A 24,041-nucleotide genomic window follows, 5' to 3' on the forward strand; every position below is an offset into this window, starting at 1 on the left:
CCGAAAAATCAAAAAATTATGCGTTTAGATAGGATTGCGACAGCTTTTCCTGCAATCCCTGCTGATGTTCGAGCAAAGCTTGACGCAAGAGGTCAAGCCCTTCCCCTGTCTTGGCAGAAACACGCACTTTCGAGATTCTACCATATTCGTCGCGATCAAGCCCTGGCTGGATTCCGACACGATCAATCTGGTTCAGCACCAATACTTGGGGCACATCCTGGGCGCCAATCTCGGACAGGACAAGATTGACCTGCTCAATCTGCTCGTCACGGCTATCGCTGGCCACGTCGACGACATGGAAGAGCAAGTCGGCCTGCACCGCCTCTTCCAGCGTCGCGCCAAAGGCTTCCACCAGCGCATGCGGCAAATGCTTGATGAACCCCACCGTATCCGACATCACGACCGGGCCGCCGTCGGGAATGTAAAGTTTGCGCGAAGTGGTGTCCAGGGTCGCGAACAGCTGGTCGGCCGCATAGACGCCAGACTGGGTCAGCCGGTTGAACAATGTGGACTTGCCAGCATTGGTATAACCGACCAGGGACACGGACAGGACCTGGGAGCGCCGGCGGGCGCGACGCTGCATGCCGCGCTGCTGCTTCAGCTTGGCAAGCTTTTCGCGCAACTGCTTGACGCGGATGCGCAGCATCCGCCTGTCAAGCTCGAGCTGGGTCTCACCGGGACCGCCACGGACGCCGATACCGCCCTTCTGGCGCTCAAGGTGGGTCCAGCCGCGCACTAGGCGCGTGGACAAATGCTCAAGCTGGGCAAGCTCCACCTGCAGCTTGCCTTCATGGCTTTGCGCGCGCTGTGCGAAGATGTCGAGGATGAGCCCCGTTCTGTCCACGACCCGCGCCTCGAGCAACTGCTCGAGATTACGCTGCTGGGAAGGGCTTAGATCATGATTGAACACTGCGACCTTGGCATCCGCGGCCTCCATCGTGGCGAGCAATTCATCCGCCTTGCCGCTGCCGACAAAGAACTTGGGGTCGGGTTTGGGACGGCGGCTTTCTACCGTCCCTGTAATCGACATGCCCGCGCTAATGACGAGCTGTCGCAACTCCTGCAGGCTTTCCTCGTATCCAGGATCGCCAAAATCCACGCTTACCAGTACGGAAGCATCTCCACCGACTGGCCGGTCAAACATATGAACAAATACTTGGCAAGAATTAACCTTCGGACGAGGAGGAAGGCCCATGGGGAATAGAAACCGCACGGCCTGGCACAATGGTTGAAATCGCGTGCTTGTATACCATCTGGGTGACGGTATTCTTGAGCAGGATGACGTATTGATCAAAGGAATCCACTTGCCCCTGCAGCTTGATCCCATTGACGAGATAAATCGAAACAGGCACGTGCTCCTTGCGCAACGTGTTCAGAAAGGGGTCTTGTAACATCTGCCCTTTAACGCTCATTTTGATGCTCCTTTACCTTGTAGTTGTATATATAGGGAGTTTTATTCTTAAAAGTAACTTTACGTGAAAAACTTTCCCCAAGCTAGCGCTTGCCACTAACAATCAGCAATTCCCTGCCTCTCAATTAGTGGGGCCTACAAGCTGAAAAACAAGTGCCTATTGTCAATTCAGTTCCGACACAACGTCATCAACTTGACACTAGGACTGCATAGAAACCAAATTGTTCTGCCCTTTACAGGCTTTTTCTCTCTTATCGCTGCGCCTGCAAGACTGCCTGCATCCGTGCCAGGCCCTCTTCCCTGCCCAGCAGCGTCATCACCGCATCGATGCTGGGCGACTGGGCGCTACCGGTCAGCATCACGCGCAACGGCATAGCCACCTTGGGAAACTTGAGTCCATTGTTGGTGACGGCAGCCTCAATGGCTTCATGCAGCTTTTCCTGCGTCCAATCTATCTCCTCGAGCTCGCCGAACAACGCATTCATGACCGGCAATATTTCGGGAGTCACGTGCTTTTCCAATGCGGCTGCGTCAATCTCGGGCTTGCGGTAGAAATAGGCAATGCTGCTGGCAAGCTGGTTGAGGGTATTGGCGCGATCGCGGTATAGCGAAATCACCGCCTGCAGGTCCACGCCCGCGTTGACGGCAATGCCGGACCGCGCCAGGCGCCCGGCAACATCGTCCGCCAAACGCGTCAAGTCCGCCTGCTTGATATAGTGGGCATTGAGCCAGTTGAGCTTTTCAGTGTTGAACTGGGCGGCAGAAGGCGTCACATGGTCCAGCCCGAACCACTCGCAGAACTGGGCCATGCTGAAAATTTCGTCATCGCCATGCGACCAGCCAAGGCGCGCCAGATAATTCAGCACGGCTTCCGGCAAATAGCCGTCCTCGTGATATTGCATCACACTCACGGCGCCATGGCGTTTGGATAGCTTCTGGCCGTCATCGCCGAGGATCATGGAGAGATGGGCATATTGCGGGATGACAGCGCCAAGGGCCTGCAACAGGTTGATCTGGCGCGGCGTGTTGTTGACGTGGTCATCGCCGCGTATCACCTGGGTGATCCCCATATCCCAATCATCGACCACCACGCAGAAATTATAGGTGGGCGTGCCATCCGCCCGCGCAATGATCAAATCGTCCAGCTCTTCATTTGCAATACTGATCTGCCCTTTCACCAGGTCATCCCAGACCACGTTGCCCGTGAGCGGGTTCTTGAACCGCACGACGGGCGGAATATCTGCCGGCACGGCCGGCAATGCCTTGCCGGCCTCCGGCCGCCAACGTCCATCGTACCGAGGCTTCTTGCCTTCCTGCATTTGCCGCTCGCGCATCGCGTCCAGCTCTTCCCGGCTGCAATAGCAGTAATACGCACGGCCTTCATCCAGCAGCTTCTGGATGACCTCCTTGTAGCGGTCCATGCGCTGCATCTGGTAGAACGGGCCTTCATCCCAGCTCAAGCCCAACCAGTTCATGCCGTCGAGAATGGCTTGCACGGCCTCCGGCGTCGAGCGCGCCACATCGGTGTCTTCGATACGCAACACGAACTGCCCTGCATGCTTGCGGGCATAAGCCCATGAAAACAAGGCGGTACGGGCGCCGCCGATATGCAGGAAACCGGTAGGACTAGGGGCAAAACGGGTACGAACTGTCATGGGAAATCGCAATGGAAATAAACGAGGAATTTTAACATGGCGCCAAGGCGGCAGCCGAATTGAATCACTTCACAAAAGAAAACCGGGACACGCCCGGTTTTCCTTAACGTATAGCTATTGATGTTGCGTCGCTATTGACTGGCCTGCTTTTCAGGCTGATCGTATTGGGCGGTTTTCCATCCTCCGCCCAGGGCCTTGAAGAGATCGACGGTCGCGGTCAACCTTGCCTGTCGGCTCTGGATGAACGCCAACGCGGCATCGTTGTAAACCCGCTGCGAATCGAGCACATCCAAATAAGCGGAATATCCCGACTTATAACGGTTCTCAGACACCTGCAACGCCTTCTTCGCCGCTTCCTGGCTGATATTCAAGGCGTCTTCGCGCTCGCGGCTCTGGCGGACCGTCACCAATGCGTCGTTCACTTCCTTGAACGCAGTCTGGATAGAGCTTTGGTATGTTGCCAATGCCTGCTTTTGCCTTGCGGTTGCCTGGTCAACGCGGGCTGACAATTTGCCCGCACTGAAAATAGGCAGGCTCAAGCCCAGCCCGGCAGACCAGATACGCGACGGCGCATGCATGATTTCATTCAAGGCCGCACTTTCGCCACCATAGGTCGCCGTCAGACTGATGGTGGGGAACAAGGCTGCCTTGGCAACCCCGATTTGGGCATTTTCAGAGATCAAGGTCTGCTCGGCCTCGCGAATGTCGGGACGTGCCTCCAGCAAGCTGGAAGGCAGATTTGCCGGAGGAATCGGAGGCGCTGGCAACTGGTGAATATCCCCTTCCGGCACCTTGAGCTCAAGGTCTCCCGTCAGCACGGCAAGCTGGTGCTGCACGATTTCGCGTTGGCGCACCAGGTCGGCAATCTGCGCCACCAGATTGGAGTTGGCTACGTCGGCCTGATGCACGTCAAGGATGGAGGCAACGCCTCCCTCGAGACGCCGCTTGGTCAACGCCAGGCTTTCCTCACGGCTCTTCAAGCTGTCCCGCGACACGGCAATCTGCGCCTCCAGGCTGCGCAACAAGAGATAGTTGCTGGCCACCAATCCCGATAAGGACAGGCTGACTGTATCCTTGGCGAAATAAGTGCCCAAGGCCTGAGCCCTTGCAGCCTCACGCGCACGGCGCAACCTGCCCCAGAAATCCAGCTCGAAGTTGGTTCCCAGCTGCAGGTTGTAATTCTCACGAATCGCAGGTACATGGGACGGCAACGGGAAGGCACCGGTTTCCGTCACTTTCTGGCGCACGCCGTTTCCGCTCAGGTCAATCTGGGGAAACAAGGCAGCGCCCGCTTCGCGCATGGCGGCATCAGCCTCTTCAATCCTGGCCACCGCCTTGACGATATCCAGGTTATCGGCAAATGCCTTGTCCATCAGCTCGTTCAAGACCGGGTCCTGGAATGTTTCCCACCATTTATCCAGATTCAATGCGGCCTGTGCGTCTGTCTGCGTAGCTTCAGACGCATTGAAACTAGCTGGCAGCTTCGTGTCTGGCCGATGGTAATCCGGCCCCACCATACAGCCGGCCAAAGCCAATGTAACGGCAGCATAAATTATGTTGTGACGTACCATCATGCTGTTTCCTTTTGGTCATCGTGATGCACGCGGCTGCTGGTCTGCCCAGACAACCAGGTAAAGAACATCGGGATAAAGATCGTGGCAATAAAGGTTGCCAGCAGCATGCCGCCGAATACGCCCGTCCCCATCGAGCGGCGTGCGGCAGCACCTGCGCCTGTTGCAATCACCAACGGCACGATACCCAGCACAAACGCCATCGAGGTCATGACGATCGGGCGGAAGCGCAAGCGCGCGGCTTCGATGGCGGCCTGTTTGATCGGCAAGCCCTCTTCCAGCTTCTGGCTCGCGAACTCGACGATCAGGATGGCGTTCTTCGCCGCCAAACCAACCAATGTCACCAGGCCGATCTGGAAGTAGATGTCGTTCGGCATGCCGCGGAACAACACCGCCAGCAAGGCGCCCACCAAGGCGAACGGCACCGCCATGATGACCGCGAGCGGCAACGCCCAGGTTTCGAACTGCGCGGCAAGGATCAGGAATACCATGATAATGGCGAAGCTGAACGCAAAGATCGCCGCATTGCCGGTGAGCTTTTCCTGGTAAGCCTGGCTGGTCCAGGCGAGCTGGTAGCCGTCAGGCAAGGTATCGTGGGCGATCTGCTCGATCAGACTGATGGCATCGCCGGAACTGACGCCATACGCGCCGCCTCCCATGACCTTGGCAGCCAGCAGGCCCTGGTAACGCTCCAACTGCTCGGCACCAATAATCTCCTTCACCTTGCTCAGCGCCGACATCGGGATCATTTCCCCGCCGGCGGCCCGCACATATACGCGCCCGATATCTTCAGGCTTCATGCGGTAAGCTGGCTCCGCCTGCAATTGCACGCGATAGGTACGGCCGGAACGGTTGAAGTCATTGACATACAAAGTGCCCATCGTGCTTTGCAAGGTGGCGTAAACATCCGCAATCGGCACCCCTAGGGATAAGGCCTTCGCCTCGTCCACCTCGATCGACAGCTGCGGCACGGTCGGACGGAAGAAAGTATTGATGCCGGACAGGCGCGATTCCTTGCGCAAGGCGTCCATGAAGTTGTTTACCACCTCGGAAAGGTGGATCGGGTCGGTATCTTCGCGGCTCTGGATATACATTTCCATGCTGCCGGAACTGCCGAGGCCGCGAATCGCAGGCGGGTTGAACGCGATCGCCATGCCGTCCGGCTGCATCATGCCGATGCCGAACAGGCGCTGCACAATCTGCTCGGCAGTGGTGGTGCGCTCATCCCAGTCCTTCATCCGCACGAACATGGTCGCGGCACTGGTCTTGTTGCCGCCGCCGATCAGATCGAAGCCGTTGATCACGAACTGGCTGGCCACTGCAGGATCCTCTGCAATCGCCTTGCGTACGTTTTCCATGGTCCTGCTGGTGCGGGTGAGGCTTGCGCCGTCCGGCATGATGGCCGCAGTCACCACATAACCCTGGTCCTCTGGAGGGACGAAGCTGGTCGGCACGATGCGGAACAGGTAGACCCCGGCCGCAATGATGCCAACAAACACGATCGCCCCGATAATCCGGTGACGCAAGGTCAAGCCGACCACGGAAGTGTAGAAGTTGGTCAGCTTATCGAAGCCGCGGTTGAAAGGCCTGAACAGCTTCGACTCTCCATGGACGTGCTTGAGCAGGATCGCACAGAGCGCCGGCGTCAATGTCAGCGCGACGATACCGGAAATCACCACGGCAACAGCGACCGTCACGGCGAATTGGCGGTAAAGTTCACCTGCGATGCCGCCCATGAAAGCCACGGGAATGAACACGGCGCACAATACCAGCACGATGGCCACCACCGCGCTGGATACCTGCTGCATCGACTTGATGGCGGCATTCAACGGGGAAAGCTTTTCCTGGCTCATCAGACGTTCGATGTTTTCCAGCACCACGATCGCATCATCCACCACGATACCAATCGCCAGCACCATGGCAAAAAGCGTCAAGGTGTTGATCGAGAAGCCGAACAACCATAACCCGGCAAACGTACCGATCAGGGAGATAGGCACCGCGATGAGCGGGATCAAGGTAGCGCGCCAGCTCTGCAGGAACACGAATACCACCAGCACCACCAGAATCATGGCTTCGCCCAACGTATGCACCACCTCGCCTATCGAAGCCTTGACGAAATCGCTGGTGTCATAAGGAATGCGGTAATCCATGTCCTCGGGGAAGCGCTGCTTCAGCTCCTCCATCTTGGCTTTGATCGCCTCGGCGGTATCCAGCGCATTCGCCCCTGTCTGCAGGAACACCGGGATACCTACCCCAGGCTGGCCTTGCAAGGTCGTGCGGATATTGTAGTTCTGCGCGCCCAGCTCGATCCGCGCCACGTCCTTGAGGTAAAGCACACCGCGCGGACCATTGGCCTTGACGATGATATTGGCAAACTGCTCGGGCTCGATCAAGCGGCCCTTGGCTGTCACGGTATAGACAATCTGCTGGTCATCCGGCGCAGGGTCCTGGCCGATCCGTCCAGCGGCGTATTGCGCATTCTGTGCGGCAATCGCCGCTGCAATATCGCTGGTGGTCACGCCCAATTGCGCCATCTTGTCCGGGCGCAGCCAGATACGCATGGAGTAATCCTGCGTACCGAACACAGTGACATCACCCACGCCCTTGATACGCTTCAACTCGTCCAGCACATTGAGCGTGGCGTAATTGCTCAGATAGAGCGGGTCGTAGGTCTTGTTCGGGGAAACCAGCATCAATGCCATCAAGATGTCATTCGATCGCTTTTGCACAATCAAGCCGGTCCGGCGCACGTCTTCAGGCAACCGCGGCGTGGCAATGTTGACACGATTGCTGACGTTGAAGGTCGCCTGGTCCACATCCGTTCCCGTCTCAAAAGTGACGGTAATGGTCAAGGTGCCACTGGAGTCAGCGCTGGATTGATAGTAAAGCAGCCCTTCGATGCCGCTCAACTGCTCCTCGATCGGCGCAGCCACCGTCTTGGCAAGCGTCTCGGCGCTTGCTCCCGGATAAGTGGCAGTCACCATGACTGTGGGTGGGGCAATTTGCGGATATTGTGCGATAGGCAGCTGGAAGGCGGCGGCCAAGCCTGCAAGCACAATAATGATCGATACGACCGACGCAAAAATCGGCCTCGTAATAAAGAATCTCGTCATGATTGCCCTCTTTTAGGCCAGCTTGCCGCTGGTGTTGGCTGCGGACTTCTGCGGCTCACCTTGTGCCGGTGTACCTTCCTGGGCAGGAGGATGCGGCTGCAAAGGCGCACCGGGACGGATCTTGATCAGGTTGTCGATCACCACCTTGTCGCCAGCATTCAAGCCCTTGAGGATCACCCAGTCACGGCCGCTCCAGTCGCCAGTGACGACGGGGCGCACCGCGGCATGATTGTTTTCATCCACGACATATACAAAGCGGCCTTGCTGAGAATTCATCACCGCCACTTGGGGCACCAGGAAGACGCCATCACGCTCCCCCACCACGACCTTGGCGCGAACGAACTGGCCCGGCAACAACTTTTTATCCGCGTTGGCGAATGTTGCACGCAATTGTTGCGTGCCCAATGCGGGATCAATTTGACTTGCAGCAAAGTTAAGTTTTCCGCTCTCGCCGTATTCAGTCCCATCTGGCAACTTCAAGGCAATTTTCTTCACCGTCTTTTCCGTCACAGGGCCGCCAAGCTGCTGGATTTCATTGTCAGAAAGACTAAAGCGAACCCAGATAGGAGACAGTTGCACCACAGTGGTCAGCAGGCTATCGTTGGCAGACACCAGTGCCCCTTCAGAGAACTGAAAGCGGCCGGAAATGCCGCTCACGGGCGCCGTCACCTTGGTATAGGAAAGATTCAACTCAGCCTCGCGCACGCTGGCCTGGTATTGCAGCAAAGAGGCTTTGGCCACGTCGTCGTCGGAGACGGCATTATCATATTCCCGCTGACTGATCGAGTTCGACTCCAGCAGTCCTTTAAGCCGCTCCGCCTCACGCTTGGTCTGGGCAATCCTGGCCTGGGCCTGGGCCAACTGGGCCTTTGCCTGCTCAAGCGCAATCTGGTATGGCTCGGGATCGATCTGGAACAGCACCTGGCCTTCCTTGACGGGCGCGCCTTCTTCATACAACCGCTTCAACAGAATGCCGCCCACGCGGGGACGAATCTCCACCTCGCGTGCGCCTTCGGTTTGAGCCACGGCCTCGGCAGAGACAGGAACGCTGGCGGGCTGCAGCTCGACGACACTAACAGGCAATGCCTGGGGGCCTGCCTGCCCGGCCTGCTGCTCGCCCTTGCTACAGGAAGCCAAGGCAAAAGCCGCCATCATGGCCAGCACGATTTTTTTACTGGAATTCAACCCTCTTGCATTGGTATGAACTGGATTCATCACGCGCACCCTCATATATAACCCCATGTCTTATAAACAAATTACTTGCTTACATTCACTAAAGAATGTATATTATATACAATCACGTTTGTATGTAAAACTGTTTTCTCGTCAGGGATATCTTAAAGCACATGGCACGTAAAACTAAGGAAGACGCCGAACTCACCCGCCAGCGCATTATTACCGCTGCACGCGAAGTATTCGCCAAGCGAGGCGTGAGCCACACCACCATGGAGCATATCGCCACGCACGCACAAGTCACCCGGGGCGCCGTCTACTGGCACTTCGCCAACAAGATCGAGCTGTTTCAAGCCATGCGCGACCAAGCCATGCTGCCCTTCATTGAACAATTGGACGCTGTCGTACTGGATGATCAATCAGAAGACCCCTTGGCATCTATAGAGCAATTCTTTTGCAATACGATTAAAACGCTGGAAACAGACGCATCAACCAGGCAAACCTACGAAATCATGATGGCAAAGTGCGAATATGTCGATGAATTCAATGAAGTACTGCAACAAGTACTCATCACCTGCCAAAGCTTCATAGACAAAACGCAACTGCTTTACGAAAAAGCCAAACAAAAAGGCCTGATCCATCCGGAACTTGATCCCGCCACATTGGCCATGGATACCCAGCTATTCTTCGGCGGTGTGATCCACATGTGGATCAAGGATAACTCCAATTTAGGCTACCGTTCCCAGGCCATTGATTTCATCAAGCAACACATCCAGTTCCGCAGGATGACGCAAACCGGCCGCTGAATTCACCAACCTTGTAAAGTTCCAGCCATAACGATATGATTGGAAAAGTATTGGGAAAGGTAAATTGTGGATATTCACAGCGGCGAAATCTATGGCAAACAGACGGGCAACAAGTTTGTCATGTATAACGTGCTCAAGGTCGGTAAGAGTTCCATTACCCTGCAGAACATAGACAATCCGCTCAGCCTGTTTGAAACCACGCTGGCAAAGCTGCAAGCATCCGGCTATGTGCGCATCAGCCAGACGCCTTACATCAACATTCACGCGACCGGCAAGAAGCGCAAATCCATCCGCAACCCCACGCGCTGCCCTCATACTCTGGATTTCCTGGAAGAGCGCGCTGATTCAGAGCGCCCCGCGCCCATCATGCCAGACCTGTTCAGCTAGCCCGGGCATTATTGCGTTCAATCCCTTACCGGCGGAGCAGCCCATAGTCGTGACCGTCTGAATTGACAATCTGCGCTTCCACCAGATCGCCCGGCTGCAAACCATCCGCACCCGCAAGATAAACCACCCCATCAATCTCCGGAGCATCCGTTGCCGTACGGCCAATCGCTTGGTCGCCATTTACCTCATCAGTCAATACGGTACGGTTTCAATGCGCCCAATCTTGCGTTTTTGCTTTTCAGCGCTGATGCTTTCCTGCACTTCCATGAATCGCGCCAAACGCTCCTGCTTCAACGGCTCTGACACATGATTACCCAGCGCATTCGCTGCAGCGCCATCTACTGCAGAATAAGCAAAACACCCTACCCGATCCAGTTGGGCTTCCTGCAGAAACTCAAGCAGGTGTTCAAAATCCTTATCCGTTTCGCCGGGGAAGCCAGCGATATAAAGTGCGGCGGATGGTGATGTCGGAGCAAATGTCCCGCCAGGCCTTGATGCGCGCCAAGTTATTCTCGCTGCTGGCCGGCCGTTTCATCGCCTTGAGGATGCGCGGGCTGAAATGCTGCAATGGCACATCGAGGTAAGACAGAATCAGTCCATCCGCAATCAGTGCACCAACTCTCCCGCTAGCCATATGGACGCCACGCCCAGCCCGATGAGGCCAACCTGCTGCAAGGTCGCACGCAATTCCGTCCGCTTGTGCAACCCGGGAATCAAGTCTGCGACAGCCACGTATATCATGCTGGCGGCAGCCAACCCAAGAATCGTGGGAATCCAACCCTGCACCAAGCCCAGCGCGAAATAAGCGCCCACGGCGCCAACCAGGGTCGCCATGCTCGACACCAGGTTAAACAGCAGTGCCTGCTGCTTGCTATACCCTGAATGCAGCAAAATCAGGAAATCACCCACTTCCTGGGGGATTTCGTGGGCGATGATGGCAACCGCAGTGACGAATCCCAGCCGCACATCCACTAAGAAAGCAGCCGCGATCAACACCCCGTCCACGAAATTATGGAAAGTGTCGCCGATCATGATCATCAATCCGCTACGGCCATGATCATGCTCCCCATGCTGGTGGTGATGAGCATCTACCGCATGCGCCTCACATGCTTCACCATGACAATGGCGCCACAACACCAGCTTCTCCAGCATGAAAAATAGCAGGATACCCAGCAGCACCGTAGCCGACATCACCTCAAGGCTGCTTGATATCTGAAATGCATGCGGGAGGATTTCGAGGAATACCGCCCCAAGCAACGCGCCTATGGCATAACTGATCAACATGGGCACCCAGGCGGCCTTGGCCTTGAGTGCAAAAAATGCCGCAGCGAGCACACTCAATACTCCGCCGGCGACACTCACCAAAATAATCATGAGCAATATGGACATAAGAATGAATTATAAGGGACGCCTCAATTTTTATGAGCATAGCCTTGCGTTTTTTATAAAACCTATATAATGTTAATGCTAATAATTATTATTTGTAGTTGTAGGTAGATCCCTCACCTCCCCCCCTACTGGGAAACTGCCATGACTCCGGATAATCATCTTGCTCATAAAGAAGGTTATCCATTTGCCCCGACGGTGAGAGTCCGTGGGGTTTTTTGTATGTAGTTGAGTACTAGCGCCTTCTCGGGGAAGGGACTGTCAGGTGCTCTTAAGCGAGGAATAAATCAATGAAAATGACAACCACATTTGCTGCCTTGGCTTTAGCTGGTAGCGCATTTTTCAGCAGCCAGGCTTTCGCTGCCGACAATGTTTGGTACGAAAACTATCCATGGGGTGACCTTGCAGATGCCACCGATTATGCCGAATGGAATACATTCGTTGGCAGACGCGATGCAACACCGCAATACGGCAGCAACGGCTACGTCAATGCGCAAGCTGGAGTATTTGTTACCAGCACTGGAAATCTCTATCACTTCACCAACAACGATGCGACTTACAACTTCCAGTTGACCAGCATTGGCGCAGTTGGCGATGTTTTTGACGTGTATCTCAAGGTCAAGACCAATGGCTCCACCTTCCTGCCCACAGCCACGCTTGACGGTGTATCAGCGACTAAAGTCACTCAATTCTTTGATATTGTGGAATTTGAAGGCATGGGTTCTGGCTACGTGGAAGAAGCCTACTGGGTTTGGCAAGACGTCACGATTACCAGTGTAAACCAGGTATTCAACTTCAATGCTATTGCAAAATCCCACGTAGGCCTGGACCAACTGGCCCTTGCAACTGTAGCTGTTGCTGCCGTGCCTGAGCCAAGCGCCTACGGCATGATGGCAATCGGTCTAGGCATCCTGGGCTTCATGGGCAGCCGCTCCCGCCGCAAGAACATCGCCTGATCGTCATAACACTTCCGGCATTCACCGATACCGGCAACTGGTCATAATGTCCAGATGCCGGTTTTTCTCGTCCATGCCTCAGCTCAATGCAGCCCATCATGAAAACCTTCCAAAAACCTGGCTATTTTCGCATCGCCTGCGCAGTTATGCTATTTTTGCCAGTGTTAACAGGCTTGCCGGCACTAGCTGCCGATCAACAGCAAACCACCCCTGCAGCGGCAGTTGAGTCGACAGAAAATAAATCAACGTTCAATGAGAATGAGAGAAAGCCATCCACTACGCGCCCCTCTTCAAAATCTCTCCCTCCTGAAGCCACAGTACTGCCGGAAGTCGGCGTCAGTGCCAGCCGCATTAAGCAGGATGCCGTCACTTTCGACCGAACTCAAACCATTACGACCATAGAGGCCAAGGAACTGGAAAGAACGCAACCAGCCACTATTTTCGAGGCTGTTCAAAATGTGCCCGGTGTAACATTTGAAGGCGGGCCTCGACCAAGCGGCATGTCTTTCAACGTGCGAGGCTTTGCAGATAATGAAGACGTTCAAGTCCGTGTGGACGGCATCCCGAAAAGCTTTGAAAAATACCGGTTTGGCGGCACCTTTGCCGAGCCGGAATTATTGAAATCCATTGAGGTGCAACGAGGGCCGCAAATCTCCAGTGGCTCAGGCTCCATAGGCGGAACCGTCCTGCTCAGGACGAAAGACGCTGCCGACCTGCTGAAGCCCGGCCAGCGCTATGGCGCGCGCCTGAAATTTGGATATGCCAGCAATAACGATGAATTCCAGAAATCCTATCTTGTGTATGCACGCCCTCACGATGCGATTGATATTTTGTATAACCGCGCCTATCGAAACTCCAACGACATTACCCATGCTGACGGCAGCAAGCTTGAAGCGTCCAATGTAGACTCAACATCCCAACTCCTGAAAATCAGTATTTTCCCTACGGATACGCTCGAGCTTTCCACATCAGCCGTATTACTGGAAGAGTCCGGATTGCAACAATACGATGCAATAGGGGCAAATCCCGACTTATTCGGCAACGTGGTCCGCACGATAGAAGACTACAGTATCTCTGAAACCATCCGCTGGAATCCCAACCATCCTTGGATCAATCTTGTTGCTACCGTGGGCAAAGGTCATACAAAAATGGACGACAATTGCTACTATGCGATCAATGTAAAATGCACAAGGAATTTAGGCACGAGATATGATCATTTGAAGTTTAAAAGTACGTCGATCGACATTGCCAATACTGCTGATATTTTCAAGCAAGACACACTCAGCCTGTCATTATTGACCGGATTGCAACACCGTAGCATCAGCAAGGAAATCAGCAGGACCTATTCACAGAACAGCAGCTGCCGTGACCCGCTTCGTGATCCGAACTACTCTTGCAATGACGGATTCTGGGCTGCGAGCGTTTCTGGTAAAAATACCTATTCCGCCTTTTACGTCCAACCAAGACTGCAAATCGACCGGCTGGGCATCATTCCCGGTGTCCGCATCGACTGGTATGAAATGAAAACGCTGGAGCCTCGCGTCAAAAACCATCTGGCAGAAAAAGGCTTGTCCGACAGCATCAGTTTTACCCATAAAACTTACAGCCTTGGCCTGACTTTTGACTTAATTCCCAGGCAACTGACCTTGTTCGGAAACTATGCCCAAGGATTCCGTCCGCCATCCACCAATGAATACTTCTCATATTCGAGTGCAGCTGACTTTCCTTACAATGGCTACGATGGCGGCGAAGGAAACTGCGCAACCCCATCTACCAACTACATCTGCGGAGACGTATACAAGCTACAGAAGAGCGAATCACGTGAATTTGGCTTGAGCTATGAAAACCCACGCTTATTCAATAGTGAAGTGCAATTGATTTCAAAACTGACCTATTTCGAGATAGATACTGATCACCTATTACGCTCCTTCAGCATGGATCCAACCACAGGCATTGCAATACAAGACGGTAAAGAAAAAAGAAAAGGCAATGAGTTCGAAGGGAGTCTGCTATACCGCGACTTCTATGTCCGGGCTTCCTTTTCCAATACCTGGGGTACAGAAATCAACAATGAAGAGCACTCGGCAAAACTTTATCGCATTCCCGCAAAAACCTTCAATTTGACCATGGGCACTCAGATACTAAAAAATCTGGGCTTCAATATCAGCTATAGAAAAGTATCTCCCCGCATGGCGTATATAGGCACTTCCGGACTTAATATTCAGGACGGATACGAAATATTCAATGTAGGACTGTATTGGATCGCCGCCCCGAATCTCGCTTTTCGCTTGGTTGGTGAAAATATCAAAAACAAGGACTATTACCTAAATGCAAGCGGGGACCTTGGCGGATTCCAAGGCAACCGCGCCGCTGGCCGCAACATCCGCTTCATTACTGAAATAAGCTTCTAATTTCAAATGTAAATGTATGCATACCGCTATTGCATCACTCAATGATAATTGTTATCATTTGTTTTAATGTTGCTATCAGTATGCAAGTATCATTCATAATAAGCGGATAAATTTCACCTTATGTTGCCAGCAAAAGCCCCTGTAAAGACTTGCCTAATCAACCTATTGGATGAGTTAGTTGAGCATGATGGCTTCGGCAGCCTCAAGGTCGATATACGCCTGCTGCGTCGCGGGCAAAAAGAAATCATCATTGATTGCGGCAAACAGTACCGCTTTGTCGTGGACTTCCAGCCCGCAAGCAATGATCAGGATAAAAGCCAACATAACACGGCCGATTAATGGAATTGGTTTTCTGACCGTACCCGTTCATAGGGTGATGGTCATTGATTGCTCGACGGTGTGGGTCCGTGAGTCTAAATGTTGAATTGAATGTCTACGCCTTCAAGGGGAAGGGGTTGGTGGCATTCACTTTATAAAGGTATTCATGATGAAATTTTCAGCTTTAGCTCTCGCTGCAGGTCTAGTAGTCAGCTCTTCCGCTTTCGCAACTGTCAACACTTGGGACACAGCCACTACTCCCTGGGGCTCTGCAACAATTACAGACTTCGCAGAATGGAATGAATTTTCCTGGGACAGCGTAAGTGGCAACAGCTTCACTGACGCAACCCCTGATGTAGCAGGCAGCGGAACCCTGACTGCGACTGGCACCCCGATCATCACATCCACTGACAACATTTACAGCTGGCAGGAAAACGCTATCTCCTACAACACTGTGCTGAACACATCAGCCACCGGAGTATTTGACGTTTATCTGCGTGTCGCATCTCAGGGTCTTGAGCCTTCCACTACCGCCTATCTGAACGGTCTAGCTGCCACAGCTGTAGAAACATTCTACCAATACAACGGCACTCAATTCGGCATGGTGGACGCTGAGCGCGAATACTACTTCCTGTGGAGTAATGTTAGCGTCAATAGCGACCTCACCTTCACATGGACCGACCTGACAGCCCATACAAGCCTGGACCAATTGGCCCTCGCCACTGTTGCAGTTGCAGCAGTTCCTGAGCCAAGCACCTATGGCATGCTGGCACTCGGCCTCGGCGTGCTTGCCTACGCTGGCCGTCGTTCCCGCAAGAACAACGCCTAAACGTTAATCAACTAAAAGCAATATCACTAGCCCGTACTTTGTGCGGGCTAGTATCTTTATATTACATCGGGGTAATACATCATGACTTTTTCCATAAAAATGGCGGCTATCGCCTTGGCGGTAGGCACCACATTCGCCACGACATCGTTCGCTGCTACCAATGTCTGGGATTCCGCAACGCCATGGGACGACTCCCTGGTTGTGCAATATGCCGCTTGGGATAACTTTGCGTCTTCATTCCACAATACAACTCCAGAATATGGCGCAGGCGCGACGCTTACCGAAACCAGCACCTTGGCTTCCCTCACCAGCACCCAGAATATTTACAACTCTTTTGGCGTAAGCAACTTCATCGCCACCCTACTCGGCTCGCCAACCGCTACCGGCACATTTGACGTTTACCTGCGTGCAGCTACCACAGGCACCCTGCTCAATACAGAAGCGACCCTGAACGGCGTATCCGCCACTTTGGTAGAAACCTTCCTGTTGTCAGGCCGTGGCGTAGAGCAAGAAGTTTATTGGAAGTGGAGCGATGTATCTGCAGCCGGTATCTATGTCTTCAATTTCGGTGCAGCTGAAACACACCTGAGCCTTGATCAACTCGCATTAGCCGTCGTTACCGCCGTACCGGAACCAAGCACCTACGCAATGCTCGCATTGGGTCTAGGCGTGCTAGGAGCAACTGCCCGGCGCGCTCGTAAGTAATTAAGTCTTCAATTATTTTATATAGTTAGGTATTAAAACAAATGAACACAACATTATCTTCGATCGCATTGGCAACCTCTTTGGTATTCAGCGGCTCCGCATTGGCAGCTGGCGGTGTGTGGGATTCTGCTGCACCGTGGGGTGATGCCGAACCAGTCCAATTGACAGAGTGGAATACTTTCGACACCTTATCCGGCGATTCCACCCCCGAAATTGGCGCAGGCACCATCAGCCTTTCTCCTGCTGGTTTCACCTTCCAAAATGGTGACATCTATACCCTGTTCAGCCTGCCAACCATTACCGCCACCTTGGCTGGTACTGCAGGTGTTTTTGATGTGTACCTGCGTGTAGCCACCCAAGGCAACAGCCTGGCTTCCGAAGCTTCGCTCAACGGCGTTTCCGCCAATAGCATCCTGGCCTTTACCGATGGCGCAGATCAAGGTGCCGGCAGCGAGCAAGAACTGTATTGGGTTTGGAACAATGTAACAGGTGCAGATCTGTACACCTTCCAGTTCAAGGCTGCCGAAGCCCACATCCTGATCGACCAGGTAGCCCTGGCAACGGTTGCAGTAGCCGCCGTGCCCGAACCCAGCACTTACGCCATGTTGGCTCTTGGACTGGGCATGCTCGGTGCCGCAAGCCGCCGTCGCAAGAAGTAAGTTATTAGTTAGCCGTATGCCCGGCATGTATTTCACATGCCGGGTTTTGCTTGAACATTTATTTGGTCCTTCCTTATCCCATCATGACAATTGCCAGCTCCATCATGTCGAACCGCGGCACACTATTGGCACTTGTTTTATTCTCTGCCTTGCTACATCAGCCATTGCTCGGCCTGGCAGAAGAGTCTGAGGAAGATCAAGAACAACCTATCAAAAAAGTAGCTCCCACCCCAACATCTACGCCAGCTCCGTCCGGCAGAAGCAATCCTCAAGATACCATTTTGCCGGAAACCAGCGTCAGTTCTTCCAGAATTCGTGATGAACGTATCAATAAAACACAGTCCATTACAAAAATTACATCTGATGATCTAGAGAAAAGACAAGTATCCAACGTCTTTGATGCTGTAAGGAATACCCCTGGTGTTAGCATTGATGGCGGTCCAAGACTGAATGCAATGAGTTTTAACATTCGTGGATATACCGAAGAGGATGTTGCTGTCTCCGTAGATGGTGTCTTGAAGAATTATGAGAAATACCGTTCCAAAGGCACTTATATTGAACCAGACCTACTCAAGACCATTGAGATTCGGCGTGGACCACAAATCAGCAGCAACACTGGTTACCTGGGCGGCGCCGTTATCACCACAACAAAAGACGCCGAAGATTTCTTACGTCCCGGTCAAACAGTTGGTGGAAGAGTAAAATTTGGCTACGGTAACAATAATGACGAATATCTCCGCTCATACCTTGCCTATGCACGCCCACATGAACGGATAGACTTACTTTACAACTATACCAATAGGCAATCGAACAATATTACTCAAGGTAACGGGGAAGAGTTAGAGTTTTCCAATCTTTCTACTGTCTCTGAACTCTATAAAATTACCATTTATCCTACTGATGCATTAAAAATATCAACATCACTCACAAAGCTCGAACAAAGCCCCATGAGGCAGAGATATGACACAACCACTAATATTGATTTCACTCCGCCATACGTTATGCGAGCTATTGATGAAGAAACTATCGCGCAAACACTAACTTACACACCTGACAGCAAATGGATCAACATCAGGGCCAGCCTAGGCACTGGTCACACCAAACAAGATGAGACTTTGCCTCTGGGTTGGATTGGAAATCTACCTTATACAAGTACTACGCTGTACTGTGATGGATATATCTTGCGCCGCAAATCCGATAATGCAGCACAGAGCGCTTACGACTCTGCACGCCGGTGCCGTGGTGATCGACTGGATGCCTACAATTTCAAAAATACTAATTTTGATTTATCCAATACGGCAACTCTTTATGAATCTAGCAATATTAATATGACGCTATTTACCGGCGTTCAATATTTTAAGCAAAAACGTGAATTATTAAGAAGTTTTGATAATCCCGCCTCAATAAGCACTAGCTCAGCTCAGGAACCAGCTTCTGGCATACAGACTACAAGTGCCTACTACATACAGCCATCACTGAGGATCCAACGCTTTTCCTTAACACCAGGTTACAGGAAGGATTTCGTTAAGCAAGAAGCTATTGATGACACAAAAGAAGGTCTGGAAATTGCAAATCAAACAACTAAAATCAGATCCAGAGAAGAAATATACACACTAAGTATTGCCTTTGATCTTATTCCCAACTCGTTGACCTTGTTTAGTAATTACGGTCAAGGGTTCCGTGCCATTCCCATTAGCACCGCATTTGTCAACAATGGTCGTTATGTGAACCCTTTGGTTTGGGGAGATTTAGCAGGATCAGTCAATAGTGCCAGCCTGTGTCCAACTGACGGATCGTCATGTGACGATGTTTTCCGCACGCAACGAGTGGAAAACACAGAGGGCGGAGTTTCATACAATACTCCTCGCCTTTTTGGTAGCGATATCCAACTGAACTCGAAGGCAACGTTTTACCATAGCCATACTAGTAATTCAGTATTAGGTACTACAACGGTTTTTAATCCAGGTTCCAGCCGTTCTGGCATTGCTCCGATATATGGCACTCAAATCCGCAATGGATGGGAATTTGAAAACAGTCTGAATTATAGGAATTTATATGCTCAAGCATCCTATTCTAGGATATCAGGAAAAATTATTTATCCTCAAACCAATACTTCTGGTCCACTCTATACAGTCCCAGGTAATACCTTGAACCTGACATTGGGCGCTAACATTGGAAAGAACATTGATATCAACTTGAATTACCGTCGGGTTTCAGAAAAACTGTACTTAAACAGCCTAGCTGGACCGAATGCTCAATTTGGGACTCAAGATGGTTACGAATTATTCAATGCAGGCATTCGTTGGAGTCCCAATCAACACCTTACCTTTAGATTGCTTGGAGAGAATCTCACAAACGAAGAATATTATCTCGATGGTGGGTTTGCAGGAGATATTGGTTTACCCGGTCCTGGCCGTAACATTAAGTTCTATGCAGAATTCATTTATTAATTTATTTAGAATTGATCTAAAGGAGGAACCATCATGAATCAATTGGCGACAACCGAACAACAATACCAAGCCTTCCACACTGCTAAAAAAGAACAAAAACTGCGCAACCGTGAAGCGGCGCAAGCTATCGGCATCAGCGAAGGCCAGGCCATCGCCAATGCGATTGGTCGTGAAACCGTACGCCTCAAGGGGCCGTTCAACGAGATCATTGCTGATGTGCCTAAGCTAGGCCGCGTGATGGCGCTTACCCGCAATGAAAGCACCGTGCATGAGAAAGTCGGCACGTACGAAAACGTATCGTTCGACCATGTCGGCCTGGTCGTTGGTCCCGATATCGACTTGCGCATTTTCTATTCGCAATGGAAGCATGGATATGCAGTAACCGAAGAAACCGAAAAAGGCACCCAGCGCAGCCTGCAGTTCTACGATGCCGCCGGCACGGCGATCCACAAGATCCACCTCAAGGATTTCAGCAATGTGGATGCCTGGAACGACTTGGTACAAAAATACCGCAGCGACGACCAGACGCCGGGCCAGGAAGTCGAGGCGGCCAAGCCTGCTTCCGCAGAGACGCCCGACAGTGAAATCGACCAGGAAGGCTTCAAGGCTGCTTGGCTGGCCATGAAGGATACGCACGACTTCTTCATGCTGTTGCGCAAGTTCGGCGTTGGCCGCACCCAAGGGTTGCGCTTGGCGCCTGAGGGCCATGCATACAAGGTGGATAACAATGCCACCAAGCAAATGCTGGAAACTGCCGCGGCAGACGGCACCAGCATCATGTGCTTTGTCGGCAATCCGGGCAATATCCAGATTCATACCGGCCCGATCAAGAACGTGAAGGAACTCGGCCCCTGGATCAACGTGCTGGACGAGTCGTTCAACCTGCACTTACGTGCCGACCTGATCGTGGAAACCTGGGTTGTCAGAAAGCCGACTGAGGACGGCATCGTGACTTCGCTGGAAGTGTTTGATAAAAATGGCGAAATCATGGCGCAGTTCTTTGGCGAACGTAAGCCGGGCAAGCCCGAACTCGAGGCTTGGCGCAACATCGTGGCCCAGCTGCCGACACTGAAATAATCAAAGGAAAGCAATGAAAATCCGCGCCCTGTTGCTTGCTACCGGCTTGATGTTCGGCAGCCATGTTGCTATTGCGGCTGAGAAGCTGCTGACGATAGGTGGTGCCGTGACCGAGATTGTCTATGCCCTGGGCAAGGGCGACGAAGTCATTGCCAATGACATCACCAGCGTCTATCCCCAGGCCGCCGCCAATAAGCCCAAGGTAGGCTATATGCGGACCTTGTCCGCGGAAGGATTGGTGTCTACCGGTGCCACGCTGATCATCGCCGAGGCCGGCGCAGGCCCCCGCAACGTGATCGACCAGGTGCGCAATGCCGGCATCAAGGTGCTGCAACTGCAGGAGAATTCGCATACCCCGCAACAAGTGGCGGCGGATATCCGTACCATAGGCAAACAGCTCAACGCAAGCAGCACGGAGCAACTCGCCAAGCAATACGAAGCTGCCTGGAAAGAGGCGGAAGCCAAGCTTGCGAAGCTGCCCGACCATCCTCGCGTATTGTTTGTCATGAACAATTCCGGGCGCGGCGCCCAGGCGGCCGGCGACGATACTGCCGCATCGGCCGTCATCAAGCTGGTGCATGCCGAGAACGTGATGGCTTCGCAATATAAAGGCTACAGGCCGCTGACCGCCGAAGCGCTGGTGGCAGCCGCGCCCGACGTGATCATCACTACCAACGAGGGCCTGGAAGCCAGCGGCGGTTTGCAGAACTTCCTGAAAACGCCGGGCCTCAATATGACGCCCGCAGGCAAGAACAACCGGATTGTCAGCATGGATACGCAATACATTCTCGGATTCACTCCCCGCCTTCCCGCCGCGCTTGTCGAGCTGGGGCAAGCCATTCGCAAGCAATGAGCGGAGCGGCACCCTCCTTGCGAATGGCCTTGCCTGCAAGCCGTAGCCTGCAATTACGCAGCCGTGTATTGATCGGGCTGGGCGTGACCCTTTTCATCCTGGTCGTACTGGCGGCAGGCATAGGCGCGGTCAGCATTGCGCCGTTGGACGTCGTCAAGCTGTTGACCAGCCCGCCCGGGTCTGCCGCATGGCAATCCATTCCGCAAGAGCACATGCAGCAAGCCATGGTGCTGTGGAATATACGCCTGCCCCGCCTGGCCCTCGGCATACTCACCGGCGCGGCATTGGCCGTATCCGGCGCGGCGATGCAGGCGTTGCTGCGCAACCCGCTGGCAGAGCCCGGATTGGTTGGCGTTTCGGGCGGCGCAGCTTTGTTTGCAGCGCTTGCCATTGTGCTGGGCGGCGTCTGGATGGCGGCATTGCACGACGTGATCGGCGAGTTCGCCCTGCCCATCTTCGCCTTCATCGGCAGCCTGATTGCCACTATCCTGATTTTCGTCATTTCAACGCGCCAGGGGCGCACCTCGATCGCCCTGATGCTGTTGGCCGGGATTGCCATCAGTTCGCTCTGCGGAGCGCTGATCGGCTTGATGACGTTTATCGCCTCGGATTTGCAGATGCGTTCGCTCAACTTCTGGTCCTTGGGCAGCCTAGGCGCCGCCACTTGGCCGATGGTCACCATGGTGGCTTGCCTGAGCGGCAGTTCCGTCCTCATCCTGCTCAAGCAATCCAGCGCGCTCAACACGCTTGCGCTCGGCGAAGTGCAGGCCAGTCTGTTGGGCGTTTCCGTACGCCGCCTCAACCAGGTATGCATCGGCGCGATTGCGCTTGCCGTGGGCGCCGTGGTGTCGGTGACGGGCATCATCGGCTTTATCGGCCTGGTGGCGCCGCACCTGGTGCGGCTGGCGATTGGCCCAGACCAGCGCCTGGTCATGCCGGCCTCCGCACTGGTAGGCGCCATCCTGGTGCTGCTGTCGGACTTGCTTGCGCGCACGATTGCCGTGCCGACGGAGGTGCCCGTCGGCATCATCACCGCCCTGCTCGGGGTGCCCTTCTTCCTCGCGCTGCTGTTCCGCATGCGCCGCAAAATCGGGGTATAGGGATAGTCATGCTAAAAGTCATCAATACCGGACTCGATATTGGCAGCAAGACATTGCTGCGCGATATCAACTTCATGATTCCACCAGGGGAGCTGGTGGCGATCTGCGGTCCCAACGGCGCCGGCAAGAGTTCGCTCATCCGCCTGCTGTCCGGGGAATTGAAGCCCAGCCAAGGCGAAGTACATTGGGGCGACAAGCGCTTATCCGAATGGAATTTGCTCAAGCTCGCGCGCCAGCGTGCGCTCATGCAGCAACAGGCTGAAGTGGGCTTTGCCTATACTGCACTGGAAATCATCCTATTGGGGCGTCATCCGCACCATCAAGGTGCAAACCGCCCGCAGGATTACCAGATCGCCATGGCGGCCATGCAGGAAGTCGATGCGGCCCATCTGGCCGAGCAGGTGTATACCACCCTTTCGGGCGGGGAGCAGGCGCGCGTGCAGATGGCGCGCGTGCTGGCCCAGATATGGGAGCCAGGCGAAGGCCCCAGGCTGCTCCTGCTGGACGAACCCACCGCGGCACTGGATCCGCGCCAGCAGCACCGCATTCTCGAAATCGCCCGCAAATGGGCGGACAAGGGCGATGTGGCAGTGGTCGCCATCGTGCACGATCTCAACCTCGCAGCGCAATATGCAGACCGTATTGCCTTGCTGCGCGACGGCAGGCTGCAAGCGATTGACCGGGTGGAAGCCATCATGACGCCCGCCATGGTCGAAGCCTGCTTCGACCTGCCCTGCATACTGCTCAACCACCCGGATGGCGGCACGCCTATGATCGCCGCACGCCGGCACCATTCCCAATGGAGGAAGCGAGATGAGCACGCTCAAGACCGTTGAAATCAAGGCATTCGTGCCAGCCAAGGATTTCAAGCTTTCCCAGCAGTTCTACCAGGATATCGGTTTCGAGAAGCGTTCTGAAGGCGGCGGCATCGCCTATTTTTGTTATGAACATTGCGCTTTCCTGCTGCAGGATTTCTACGTACAGCCTTACGCAGACAATTTCATGATGCATTTGCTGGTGGAGGATGCGGATGCCTGGCATGAGCGTATCCGGCAATCCGGCATAGCCGAGAAATACGGCAGTAAAATCTCAGAAGTGACCGACCAGCCATGGCGTATGCGCGATTTTGTCTTCACCGACCCGAGCGGAGTGCTCTGGCGCATCGGCCATAATATCTAGGC

The 24,041-nt window shown here is 53.7% G+C and carries 21 protein-coding genes and 1 pseudogene; 13 read left to right on the forward strand and 9 right to left on the reverse strand.

From position 1 onward, the window contains the following. Window positions 1-16: 16 nt before the first annotated feature. The 6 genes from hflX to ACJSDX_RS12525 form a co-directional block, all read right to left on the reverse strand. Window positions 17-1,144, reverse strand: coding sequence for a GTPase HflX (gene hflX, locus ACJSDX_RS12500; RefSeq protein ID WP_407994963.1), 1,128 nt, complete (start codon window positions 1,142-1,144; stop codon window positions 17-19). A gap of 22 nt (window positions 1,145-1,166) precedes the next feature. Beyond that, entirely contained in the window at window positions 1,167-1,412 is a 246-nt protein-coding gene (gene hfq / locus ACJSDX_RS12505; protein ID WP_309565400.1) for an RNA chaperone Hfq, read from the reverse strand. A gap of 250 nt (window positions 1,413-1,662) precedes the next feature. Beyond that, on the reverse strand, window positions 1,663-3,066 hold the full coding sequence (gene gltX, locus ACJSDX_RS12510; RefSeq protein ID WP_407994964.1) for a glutamate--tRNA ligase: 1,404 nt from the start codon (window positions 3,064-3,066) through the stop codon (window positions 1,663-1,665). 131 nt (window positions 3,067-3,197) lie between these two features. Beyond that, entirely contained in the window at window positions 3,198-4,640 is a 1,443-nt protein-coding gene (locus tag ACJSDX_RS12515) for an efflux transporter outer membrane subunit (RefSeq protein ID WP_407994965.1), read from the reverse strand. Further along, window positions 4,637-7,750 (reverse strand): efflux RND transporter permease subunit, encoded by a 3,114-nt coding sequence (locus ACJSDX_RS12520; RefSeq protein WP_407994966.1) that lies wholly within the window; start codon window positions 7,748-7,750, stop codon window positions 4,637-4,639. Before ACJSDX_RS12520 ends, ACJSDX_RS12515 begins: the two co-directional genes overlap by 4 nt. Window positions 7,751-7,762: 12 nt before the next feature. Continuing rightward, entirely contained in the window at window positions 7,763-8,965 is a 1,203-nt protein-coding gene (locus tag ACJSDX_RS12525; protein WP_407995007.1) for an efflux RND transporter periplasmic adaptor subunit, read from the reverse strand. Window positions 8,966-9,096: 131 nt separating this feature from the next. Here ACJSDX_RS12525 and ACJSDX_RS12530 point away from each other — a divergent pair, with 131 nt between their 5' ends. Next, window positions 9,097-9,729 (forward strand): TetR family transcriptional regulator, encoded by a 633-nt coding sequence (locus ACJSDX_RS12530; RefSeq protein ID WP_407994967.1) that lies wholly within the window; start codon window positions 9,097-9,099, stop codon window positions 9,727-9,729. A gap of 66 nt (window positions 9,730-9,795) precedes the next feature. Next, window positions 9,796-10,116, forward strand: coding sequence for a hypothetical protein (locus ACJSDX_RS12535; protein ID WP_407994968.1), 321 nt, complete (start codon window positions 9,796-9,798; stop codon window positions 10,114-10,116). Between the two features lie 17 nt (window positions 10,117-10,133). Here the strand turns inward: ACJSDX_RS12535 and ACJSDX_RS12540 are convergent. Continuing rightward, a pseudogene (locus ACJSDX_RS12540) lies at window positions 10,134-10,726 on the reverse strand (radical SAM protein); the annotation flags it as partial. Next, window positions 10,723-11,505: a ZIP family metal transporter gene (locus ACJSDX_RS12545; RefSeq protein WP_407994969.1), complete on the reverse strand. Its 783-nt coding sequence runs from the start codon at window positions 11,503-11,505 to the stop codon at window positions 10,723-10,725. The gene ACJSDX_RS12545 and the pseudogene ACJSDX_RS12540, both read right to left, overlap by 4 nt. Before the next feature lie 287 nt (window positions 11,506-11,792). On the opposite strand from ACJSDX_RS12545, the gene ACJSDX_RS12550 reads away from it, so the two are divergent. Continuing rightward, window positions 11,793-12,458 (forward strand): PEP-CTERM sorting domain-containing protein, encoded by a 666-nt coding sequence (locus ACJSDX_RS12550; protein WP_407994970.1) that lies wholly within the window; start codon window positions 11,793-11,795, stop codon window positions 12,456-12,458. Between the two features lie 98 nt (window positions 12,459-12,556). Further along, a complete protein-coding gene (locus tag ACJSDX_RS12555) occupies window positions 12,557-14,869 on the forward strand; it encodes a TonB-dependent receptor domain-containing protein (RefSeq protein WP_407994971.1) in 2,313 nt (770 codons plus the stop codon). 174 nt (window positions 14,870-15,043) lie between these two features. On the opposite strand, the gene ACJSDX_RS12560 is transcribed toward ACJSDX_RS12555, so the two are convergent. Next, window positions 15,044-15,193 (reverse strand): hypothetical protein, encoded by a 150-nt coding sequence (locus tag ACJSDX_RS12560; protein WP_407994972.1) that lies wholly within the window; start codon window positions 15,191-15,193, stop codon window positions 15,044-15,046. A gap of 160 nt (window positions 15,194-15,353) precedes the next feature. Between ACJSDX_RS12560 and ACJSDX_RS12565 the strand changes: the two genes are divergently transcribed. The 9 genes from ACJSDX_RS12565 (at window position 15,354) to ACJSDX_RS12605 (ending at window position 24,039) form a co-directional block, all read left to right on the forward strand. Beyond that, window positions 15,354-16,016, forward strand: coding sequence for a PEP-CTERM sorting domain-containing protein (locus ACJSDX_RS12565; RefSeq protein WP_407994973.1), 663 nt, complete (start codon window positions 15,354-15,356; stop codon window positions 16,014-16,016). A gap of 81 nt (window positions 16,017-16,097) precedes the next feature. Next, a complete protein-coding gene (locus ACJSDX_RS12570) occupies window positions 16,098-16,721 on the forward strand; it encodes a PEP-CTERM sorting domain-containing protein (RefSeq protein ID WP_407994974.1) in 624 nt (207 codons plus the stop codon). Window positions 16,722-16,762: 41 nt separating this feature from the next. Beyond that, entirely contained in the window at window positions 16,763-17,380 is a 618-nt protein-coding gene (locus tag ACJSDX_RS12575) for a PEP-CTERM sorting domain-containing protein (protein WP_407994975.1), read from the forward strand. Window positions 17,381-17,430: 50 nt separating this feature from the next. Further along, the gene (locus ACJSDX_RS12580) at window positions 17,431-19,830 is read left to right on the forward strand and encodes a TonB-dependent receptor domain-containing protein (protein ID WP_407994976.1); all 2,400 of its coding nucleotides are present in this window, start codon (window positions 17,431-17,433) and stop codon (window positions 19,828-19,830) included. Window positions 19,831-19,863: 33 nt separating this feature from the next. Next, window positions 19,864-20,907: a hemin-degrading factor gene (locus tag ACJSDX_RS12585; RefSeq protein WP_407994977.1), complete on the forward strand. Its 1,044-nt coding sequence runs from the start codon at window positions 19,864-19,866 to the stop codon at window positions 20,905-20,907. A 13-nt stretch (window positions 20,908-20,920) separates the two neighbouring features. Further along, window positions 20,921-21,760: a heme/hemin ABC transporter substrate-binding protein gene (locus ACJSDX_RS12590; protein ID WP_407994978.1), complete on the forward strand. Its 840-nt coding sequence runs from the start codon at window positions 20,921-20,923 to the stop codon at window positions 21,758-21,760. A gap of 23 nt (window positions 21,761-21,783) precedes the next feature. Next, window positions 21,784-22,860, forward strand: a complete 1,077-nt coding sequence (locus tag ACJSDX_RS12595; RefSeq protein WP_407994979.1) for a FecCD family ABC transporter permease — start codon at window positions 21,784-21,786, stop codon at window positions 22,858-22,860. A gap of 8 nt (window positions 22,861-22,868) precedes the next feature. Continuing rightward, window positions 22,869-23,696 carry a heme ABC transporter ATP-binding protein gene (locus ACJSDX_RS12600; protein ID WP_407994980.1) on the forward strand — a complete coding sequence of 276 codons (828 nt, stop codon included), beginning with the start codon at window positions 22,869-22,871 and terminating at the stop codon, window positions 23,694-23,696. Further along, window positions 23,674-24,039 carry a VOC family protein gene (locus tag ACJSDX_RS12605; RefSeq protein WP_309565419.1) on the forward strand — a complete coding sequence of 122 codons (366 nt, stop codon included), beginning with the start codon at window positions 23,674-23,676 and terminating at the stop codon, window positions 24,037-24,039. The genes ACJSDX_RS12600 and ACJSDX_RS12605 overlap by 23 nt, the downstream gene beginning before the upstream one ends. The last annotated feature ends 2 nt before the right edge of the window (window positions 24,040-24,041 follow it).

The organism is Methylobacillus draconifructus, from assembly GCF_045984355.1.
GTDB lineage: Bacteria > Pseudomonadota > Gammaproteobacteria > Burkholderiales > Methylophilaceae > Methylobacillus > Methylobacillus flagellatus_A.